The sequence below is a fragment of the Thalassococcus sp. genome (genome assembly GCF_982780845.1).
Genome location: NZ_CEYADA010000014.1, coordinates 108886 through 116152 on the forward strand (window position 1 = coordinate 108886; position 7267 = coordinate 116152).

The 7267-nt window shown below is 60.9% G+C and carries 8 protein-coding genes; 7 read left to right on the plus strand and 1 reads right to left on the minus strand.

Annotation, left to right across the window (positions count from 1 at the left end):
* Positions 1-117 precede the first annotated feature (117 nt).
* From AC4FIA_RS14950 to queF, 6 genes are all read left to right on the plus strand, one after another.
* Positions 118-1119, plus strand: coding sequence for an AraC family transcriptional regulator (locus AC4FIA_RS14950; protein ID WP_490366518.1), 1002 nt, complete (start codon positions 118-120; stop codon positions 1117-1119).
* A 99-nt stretch (positions 1120-1218) separates the two neighbouring features.
* The gene (acmB, locus tag AC4FIA_RS14955; protein ID WP_490366519.1) at positions 1219-2418 is read left to right on the plus strand and encodes a methyl acetate hydrolase AcmB; all 1200 of its coding nucleotides are present in this window, start codon (positions 1219-1221) and stop codon (positions 2416-2418) included.
* Between the two features lie 167 nt (positions 2419-2585).
* A complete protein-coding gene (queC, locus tag AC4FIA_RS14960; RefSeq protein WP_490366520.1) occupies positions 2586-3287 on the plus strand; it encodes a 7-cyano-7-deazaguanine synthase QueC in 702 nt (233 codons plus the stop codon).
* Positions 3287-3640, plus strand: a complete 354-nt coding sequence (gene queD, locus AC4FIA_RS14965; RefSeq protein ID WP_287475520.1) for a 6-carboxytetrahydropterin synthase QueD — start codon at positions 3287-3289, stop codon at positions 3638-3640. The genes queC and queD overlap by 1 nt, the downstream gene beginning before the upstream one ends.
* The gene (queE, locus tag AC4FIA_RS14970) at positions 3637-4344 is read left to right on the plus strand and encodes a 7-carboxy-7-deazaguanine synthase QueE (RefSeq protein ID WP_490366525.1); all 708 of its coding nucleotides are present in this window, start codon (positions 3637-3639) and stop codon (positions 4342-4344) included. Before queD ends, queE begins: the two co-directional genes overlap by 4 nt.
* Positions 4345-4361: 17 nt before the next feature.
* Positions 4362-4826 (plus strand): preQ(1) synthase, encoded by a 465-nt coding sequence (gene queF / locus AC4FIA_RS14975; protein ID WP_103909013.1) that lies wholly within the window; start codon positions 4362-4364, stop codon positions 4824-4826.
* A gap of 18 nt (positions 4827-4844) precedes the next feature.
* Here the strand turns inward: queF and AC4FIA_RS14980 are convergent, their stop codons facing one another.
* Positions 4845-5720 carry a helix-turn-helix domain-containing protein gene (locus tag AC4FIA_RS14980; protein ID WP_490366521.1) on the minus strand — a complete coding sequence of 292 codons (876 nt, stop codon included), beginning with the start codon at positions 5718-5720 and terminating at the stop codon, positions 4845-4847.
* A gap of 182 nt (positions 5721-5902) precedes the next feature.
* Between AC4FIA_RS14980 and AC4FIA_RS14985 the strand changes: the two genes are divergently transcribed.
* A complete protein-coding gene (locus tag AC4FIA_RS14985; protein ID WP_490366522.1) occupies positions 5903-7120 on the plus strand; it encodes an amino acid ABC transporter substrate-binding protein in 1218 nt (405 codons plus the stop codon).
* Positions 7121-7267: the final 147 nt, after the last annotated feature.

Consider the following 7267-nt stretch of genomic DNA (forward strand, 5'->3'; position numbering starts at 1 on the left):
CGACCTTTGGCGCGGTCGTAGGGCGTCAGAAATACCCCAAAAGCGCGAAATACGTGCTAGCATCCCCCGACTACGAGATCGCGGTGGAGGAACGGGGTTTTGTTGGAACATGCTTTGATGCTGGATTCGGTGGGGGCACCCATCCCGCATGACGATGCCACACGCTCGACCGATTGGGACGAGGTGCAGGCCTTTTGTGAAACGGTCTATATGCCCTACAAGGTGCGGCCGCTGGAGCGGTTTTCGAAACCGGATGCCACGATGATTTCGGCTATGGCGGGGCGCGTGACGATGACGCGGTTTTCTTATGGGACCGGCATCTTTCTGGATCAGTTCGACCCCGAGGCGGGCAATATCCTTGTTCTGAACACCCTGCGCGGGGCGCTGAACCATCAGGCAGACGGGGCGCCTGTTTCGACGGGGGCAGGGGAAAGTTTTGTCGTGGATTGTTCGCGCACCGATTACTGGCTTGAGGGCGATCCGGATCATATGCAGTTGAACCTAACGATCCCGCATCAGGTGATGGCTGATACCGCCGAACGCTGGTTCGGCTTTGTCCCCGATGACACGCTGTGGACCAGTCGGGTTAAGTTCGGCGGTCCGAACACCGCGTGGCCGTCACTGCTGGATTATGCGGCGCGGGCGCTGACGCGGACAGGCACGATTGCCGCAGATGCGGCGCTGGTCCGTCATATCGAAGAGGTGCTTTGCGTCGAACTTCTGCGCCACTGGGCGGCGCAGGCCGGTGTGAAACTGGAAAGCGGCGCGCGGGCGGCGGCCCCTGGATATGTGCGCCGCGCTGAAGAGATTTTCGAGGCCGAGGCACGGGATGCGCCGACCGTCGGGGATGTCGCCAAGCGCGTGGGTGTGTCAGCGCGCACGCTGTCGGGCGGCTTCCAACGGTTTCGCGGCATTTCCCCGCGCGATTTTCTGGCGGCGCGCCGTCTGGAAGGCTTCCGCGCTGATCTGGAAACCGCACCTGCCCATCTGAGCGTGTCCGAGATCGCGGTGGATTGGGGCTTTAGCAATCTCGGGGCTTTGGCGGGGCGCTACCGCGACAGGTTTGGTGAACTGCCGTCGCAGACGCGGCTGCGGGCAGGAGGCGCTGCGCGTCACTGATATTTTCCTTCCGAAACCGGACAGCGCCTGCCGATGCCGGACAGCGCGCGGGCCTTTGCGCCCATAGCCTGTGCCATACGAGTTCTAGGGAGGACCCACATGAAAGATACGATTACATCCGATATCAAGTCGCGTTGCGACGGTGTGTTGAACGGCCTGACCAGCGGCGCGTCCCGCGTGCCGGGCGTTGTGGCGATGGTCACCGACCGCGATGGCGACATCTACTCCGGTGCATCCGGCGAACGTCGTATCGGCGGCGATCCGATGACCGAAGACACCGTATTTGCCATCTTTTCCACGACCAAGGCGATTGCGGGCACGACGGCGCTGCAATGCGTAGAGGACGGGCTTCTGGATCTTGATGCACCGGCTAAGGAATACGCGCCTGCCATCGGCAATCTGCAAGTGATCGACGGCTTTGATGACAACGGTCAGCCGCGTCTGCGCGCGCCGAAATCCGATGTCACCACGCGCCAGTTGATGTTGCATACGGCGGGCTTTGGCTATGACTTCTTCAATGAAGACTACAAGCGTCTGGCCGAAGAGCATGGCCAGCCTTCGGTTGTGACAGGCAGCCGTGCGTCCATTGAAACGCCTTTGCTGTTCGATCCCGGTGAAAAATGGGAATACGGCACAAACATCGACTGGGTCGGTCAGGTTGTCGAAGGCATCCGCGGCAAACGTCTGGGCGAGGTGATGTCTGAGCGCGTCTTTGCACCACTGGGCATGACGGACATTGCCTTTACCCGCACCGACAACATGAAGTCGCGCACAGCAACCATCCATGCCCGTGGCGAAGACGGCAGCCTGACCCCGATGGACGACTTCGCCCTGCCGGATGACCCCGAGGTACACATGGGTGGTCACGGTCTTTATGGTTCGGTGCCGGAATACATGAAGTTCATCCGCATGTGGCTGAATGACGGTGCTGGCCCGAATGGCCGCGTGCTGAAGCCGGAAACGGTGGATTGGGCTGTCAAAGGCGCATTGGTGCCGCCGCAGAAGGTGACGATGCTGCCGGGCGTGATCCCGTCTTTGTCCAATGATGCTGAGTTCTTCCCGGGGCTGGCCAAGGACTGGTCCTACACCTTTATGGTCAATTCCCAAGAGGCCCCGACAGGCCGCCCCGCCGGTGCCATCGGTTGGGCCGGTCTGGCGAACTGCTTTTACTGGATCGACCGCGCCAACGGCGTGGGCGGTTACTGGGCGACGCAGATCCTGCCGTTCGGCGATCCTGAGTCCTTCACCGGATACATGGACTTCGAAACCGCCGTTTATCAGGCGCTGGCCAACAGCTGATCTTGCGGGGCGGTCGCGCGCCGCCCCTTCATCTTAGACGGTGACGTCAGGGAACGCCGCGTCGTGGAAAAATCCACGGCGCGGTGATTGCGTCGTAATACGGCTTTCTCTATATGCCGCTCCGAACCGGTCGCAGCCTACCCGGTCTAAAAAACAAGGACTACATCATGAAGACACTTGTCATCTGCTCGGGCGGACTCGATTCCGTTTCGCTTGCGCATATCACAGCGGAAACGCGGGATCTGACCCGTTTGGTTTCCTTCAACTATGGCCAACGCCATCTGAAAGAACTGGAATTCGCAGCCGAAGCTGCGGAGCGTTTGGGCGTGCCCCACACCGTTATCGACCTGCGTCCTGTGGGTGCGGCGCTGACCGGATCGGCGCTGACCGACGATATTGACGTGCCGGATGGTCATTACGCCGAAGACACCATGAAAATCACCGTGGTGCCGAACCGGAACGCAATCATGCTGACCGTGGCCTACGGGATCGCGGCGGCGAATGGTGATCATGCGGTGGCGACCGCTGTGCATGGCGGCGATCACTTTATCTACCCCGATTGCCGTCCCGATTTTGTCGAGGCTTTCGACAAGATGCAGCGCTTTGCGTTGGACGGGTATGCCGACGTCAGCCTGTGGACGCCGTTTGTGCATCGCACCAAGGCTGATATCGTCAGCGACGGGGCCAAGCACAACACGCCGTTTGACCGGACGTGGTCCTGCTACAAGGGTGGCGAACACCACTGCGGTCGCTGCGGTACATGTGTTGAACGGCGCGAGGCGTTTGATCTGGCGGGCGTGACTGATCCCACGGTCTATGAGGATCCTGATTTCTGGCGTCAGGCCGTCACAAATGCGGAGGCAGATTGATGTTTCGCATTTCGAAAGAGTTCCACTTTTCCGCCTCGCACCAATTGGGGCATCTGCCCGCCGATCACCAGTGCGCGCGTCTGCACGGGCATAACTATATCGTTGTTGTCGAACTGGCGGCGGCCGAGTTGAACGAGGACGGGTTCGTGCGAGATTATCACGAACTCAAACCGCTCAAGACCTATATCGACGACACGTTTGACCACCGCCATCTGAACGATGTGCTGGATGTGCCGTCGACGGCGGAAAACATGGCCAAGCATTTCTTTGACTGGTGCCGCGCGCGCTGGCCGGAGACGTCGGCGGTGAAAGTGTCCGAGACGCCCAAGACATGGGCCGAATACCGGCCATGACCCTGCGCATCGTTGAGATTTTCGGGCCGACGGTTCAGGGCGAAGGGGCCCTGATCGGCGAGGCCACGGTGTTCGTGCGGGCAGGCGGCTGTGACTATCGCTGTAGCTGGTGTGACACCATGCATGCGGTGGACAGCCAGTATCGCCACACGTGGCTGCCCATGTCCGATAAGGCCGTGATGGATGAGGTGCGCCGCCTGTCTGGCGGGCGTCCTTTGACCGTGTCGATTTCCGGTGGGAACCCCGCCATTCAGGACTTTGCCCCGCTGATCGCGCTGGGCAAGGCCGAAGGGTATCGCTTTGCCTGCGAAACCCAAGGATCGGTGTCGCAGCCGTGGTTTGCCGATCTCGATACACTTGTCCTAAGCCCCAAACCGCCGTCCAGCGGCGAAACCGTGGATTGGGACAAGTTCGATGCGTGCGTGCAGATGTCTGAAGGCTGCGGTCAGGCGGTGATGAAGATCGTCATCTTTGACGACACCGATTACGCTTGGGCGAAAGAGGCCGCTGCTCGATATCCCGAGATGCCGCTCTATCTGCAACCCGGCAACCCCGAGGTAGACCCCGATCTGCCCGTGAACCTAGAATACGCGACCGACCGGTTGCGTCAGTTGATCGAAAAAACCACCGGTGACGGCTGGTTTGCCCCCCGCATTCTGCCGCAGCTTCATGTCCTTGTCTGGGGCAACAAGCGTGGCGTCTGACCCGAAAGGAACTGTCCATGTCTGATAGTATCTACAGCAATCTGAAACAGCTTGGTGGTGCCACGGTGCTGCCGACCGATCCCGATCAGGCCGAGCTTGAGCGCGTCCAGAACCCGCAGGCTGACGTGGATTACAACGTGCGCTTCACCGCGCCTGAATTCACATCGCTTTGCCCGATGACGGGCCAGCCCGACTTTGCCCATCTGGTGATCGACTATGTGCCGGGGGACTGGCTGGTCGAAAGCAAATCGCTGAAGCTTTATCTGGGTTCGTTCCGCAATCACGGCGCGTTCCACGAGGATTGCACCGTGTCCATCGGCCGTCGTTTGAACGATTTCCTGTCGCCGCGTTGGCTGCGTATCGGCGGTTACTGGTATCCGCGCGGCGGCATCCCGATTGATGTCTTTTGGCAGACCGGCCCGCAGCCCGAAAGCGTCTGGATTCCCGACCAAGGCGTGCCGCCCTATCGCGGTCGCGGTTAAATTTTCGGGCGACGGGTTCTATGGCCACGCGGCATAGGACTTGTCGCCTTCCAAACGGCGGATGCGGGCCGTCCGCCGGAACTTGGCAGGGCTTTCGCCCCGATGGCGGATGAAGAACCGTGTGAAATACGCGGGGTCGTGAAAGCCAAGGCGGTAGGCCACCTGACTGACAGGCATGCCGGTGTTCGACAGCAGTTCTGATGCCTCGCGGATCAGAAGTTGATGCAGATAGCCCTGCGGTGATTTCCCCGTTGCGCGCCGTACCGCGGTGCCTAGCCTGTCGCGGGTGACGTTCAGCGCCGTGGCATAATCCGACACCCGCAAATGTTCGCGCATCCGCTGGCTGGCCAGTGCCATAAACCGTTCCACCAGACCTTGCGGCGAATGGCCGTGCGCGACCATGTCGGTGCGTACCTGCCGCCAGATGTGGATCAGGATCAGCGACAGGTAGTATTGCGCGGACAACTCTGCGCCCGGTTCGGTCAGCCCGTATTCCCGCGACAATCCCTGAACAAGCTGCGCCACCTGACCGTCGCGTTCCAGCGGGGCGGAAAGGTCTTGGGCAAAGGTTTTGCGCATTCGTTCGCCCAAAGGCGTGGCGGGCAGGGCGTTCATGACGTCGAGTTCGGGGATCGACAGGATCGTCGCGCGGGTGCCGCCAGCAATCGACAGTTCGCCGCCGTTGCCATCGGGCAGCCACAGCAGACGCGGCCCGTCGATTTCTTCGCGTTCCGGAAGGCCGCCGCCACGCAGTTCGACCCGCCCGCCGTGAAGCAGTACCAACTGCGCTGTCCCCGCAGCCAGCGTCACGCCGACGCGCGTCAGGGGGCTGCGAATGTCCTGAATTTGCAGCCTGGCGCGGCGGGTTGGTTGGGGCGGATTCGGCGCTTTCATGCCTTGTGGCTACTGATTTTCACCCATTCTATCCAGCAAAAATGCAAATAATGCTCTCATAAGTGCATATCTTGCGCTTAATCCCTTCGCCTAAGCTTTTCCACGGCGAGGATCAGCTCGCCTGCTGAATGGTCTGCGCCCGAAGTTTGGGGGCGGGTCCAGTAAGGCTCTTGGGAGGAGACATGGTTAATCTATTCAAACACGCCAAGGCGTGCACGACGGCGTTCGCGGTGGCGGCGGCGTCCTTCATGACTGCGGGTCACGCGACTGCGGCAGACGACACAATCACCATCGGCTATGCGGTGGCCCTGACCGGTCCGAACGCGACGGGTGCGGGGATTTCGACCGTGCCGAACTACCGCCTTTGGGTGGATCAGGTGAACGGCGAAGGCGGCATCGAAATGCCCGACGGGTCGCGCAAGATGATCGAAGTGGTCGAATATGACGACCGGTCGTCGAACGAAGATCTGGTGCGCGCGATCGAACGTCTGGCATCGCAGGACAAGGTCGATCTGATCCTGCCGCCGTGGGGCACGGGCGCGAACCTTGCGATTGCACCGCTGATGGCGCGCTTCGGCTATCCGCAACTGGCGGTGACCGCCGTGACCGACAAGGCACCGGAATTCGCGGCACGTTGGGACCGTAGCTTCTGGATGCTGGGCGGAGGTCATGACTATGCGACCGGTCTGGTCGATGTTCTGGCTCAGGCCCGTGACGCGGGCACGATCAACAACCAGATCGCGGCGGTGTCCGTTGCCGACGGTTTCGGCATCGACCTGATCAAAGGCGCGCGCCCCGCATTCGAAGAGGCCGGTTTCGAACTGGTCTATGACGAAAGCTATCCGCTGGGCACATCCGATTTTGCCGCGATCATGTCTGAGGCGCAGGCATCGGGCGCAGACAGCTTTGTCGCGTTTTCCTATCCGCCGGGCAGCTTTGGCATGACCAAAACCGCGCAGGCGATGGGCTTTAACCCCAAGGTCTTTTACATCTCGGTCGGCGGCGCGTTCCCGATCTATCCGGGTATTGCGGATGGCAAGGCAGACGGTGTGATGGCGATTGGTGGTGTTGATGGCACCAGCGACAGCGTCAAAGCCTATTTCGACGCCCACACCGCCTTTGTCGGCAATCCGCCGGACAGCTGGGCAAGTGCCGTGACCTTTGCATCGCTTGAGATGCTGGAGCAGGCTATTGGCCGCGTCGGTCTGGATCATGGTGATCTGGCGGCTGAACTGTCCAACGGCACGTTCGATACGGTGATCGGTCAGGTCAAGCTGGAGGACAACCAGTTGCGCGATCTGTGGACTGTGGGCCAGTGGCAGAACGGTGCCTTTGTGGGCGTCGGTCCGGCGGACAAAGCGGGTGCATCTGCCCCCGTTATTCCCAAGCCGGAATGGTAATCACCTGAACCAAAACATGCGGCCCGCCCAAGGCATCCGGCGGGCCGCAGTTCCAAGGAAATTCTACTTATGTTTGTCACGATCCTTATCCTCGGGCTTGTGCTCGGCGGGACGTATGCGCTGCTGGCGCTGGGGCTGACGCTGCAA

Coding starts and splice junctions, on each gene's coding strand:
- queE (WP_490366525.1), top strand. CDS start 3,637: ATGACCCTGCGCATCGTTGAGATTTTCGGGCCGACGGTTCAGGGCGAA.
- acmB (WP_490366519.1), top strand. CDS start 1,219: ATGAAAGATACGATTACATCCGATATCAAGTCGCGTTGCGACGGTGTG.
- queF (WP_103909013.1), top strand. CDS start 4,362: ATGTCTGATAGTATCTACAGCAATCTGAAACAGCTTGGTGGTGCCACG.
- AC4FIA_RS14980 (WP_490366521.1), bottom strand. CDS start 5,720: ATGAAAGCGCCGAATCCGCCCCAACCAACCCGCCGCGCCAGGCTGCAA.
- queC (WP_490366520.1), top strand. CDS start 2,586: ATGAAGACACTTGTCATCTGCTCGGGCGGACTCGATTCCGTTTCGCTT.
- AC4FIA_RS14985 (WP_490366522.1), top strand. CDS start 5,903: ATGGTTAATCTATTCAAACACGCCAAGGCGTGCACGACGGCGTTCGCG.
- AC4FIA_RS14950 (WP_490366518.1), top strand. CDS start 118: ATGCTGGATTCGGTGGGGGCACCCATCCCGCATGACGATGCCACACGC.
- queD (WP_287475520.1), top strand. CDS start 3,287: ATGTTTCGCATTTCGAAAGAGTTCCACTTTTCCGCCTCGCACCAATTG.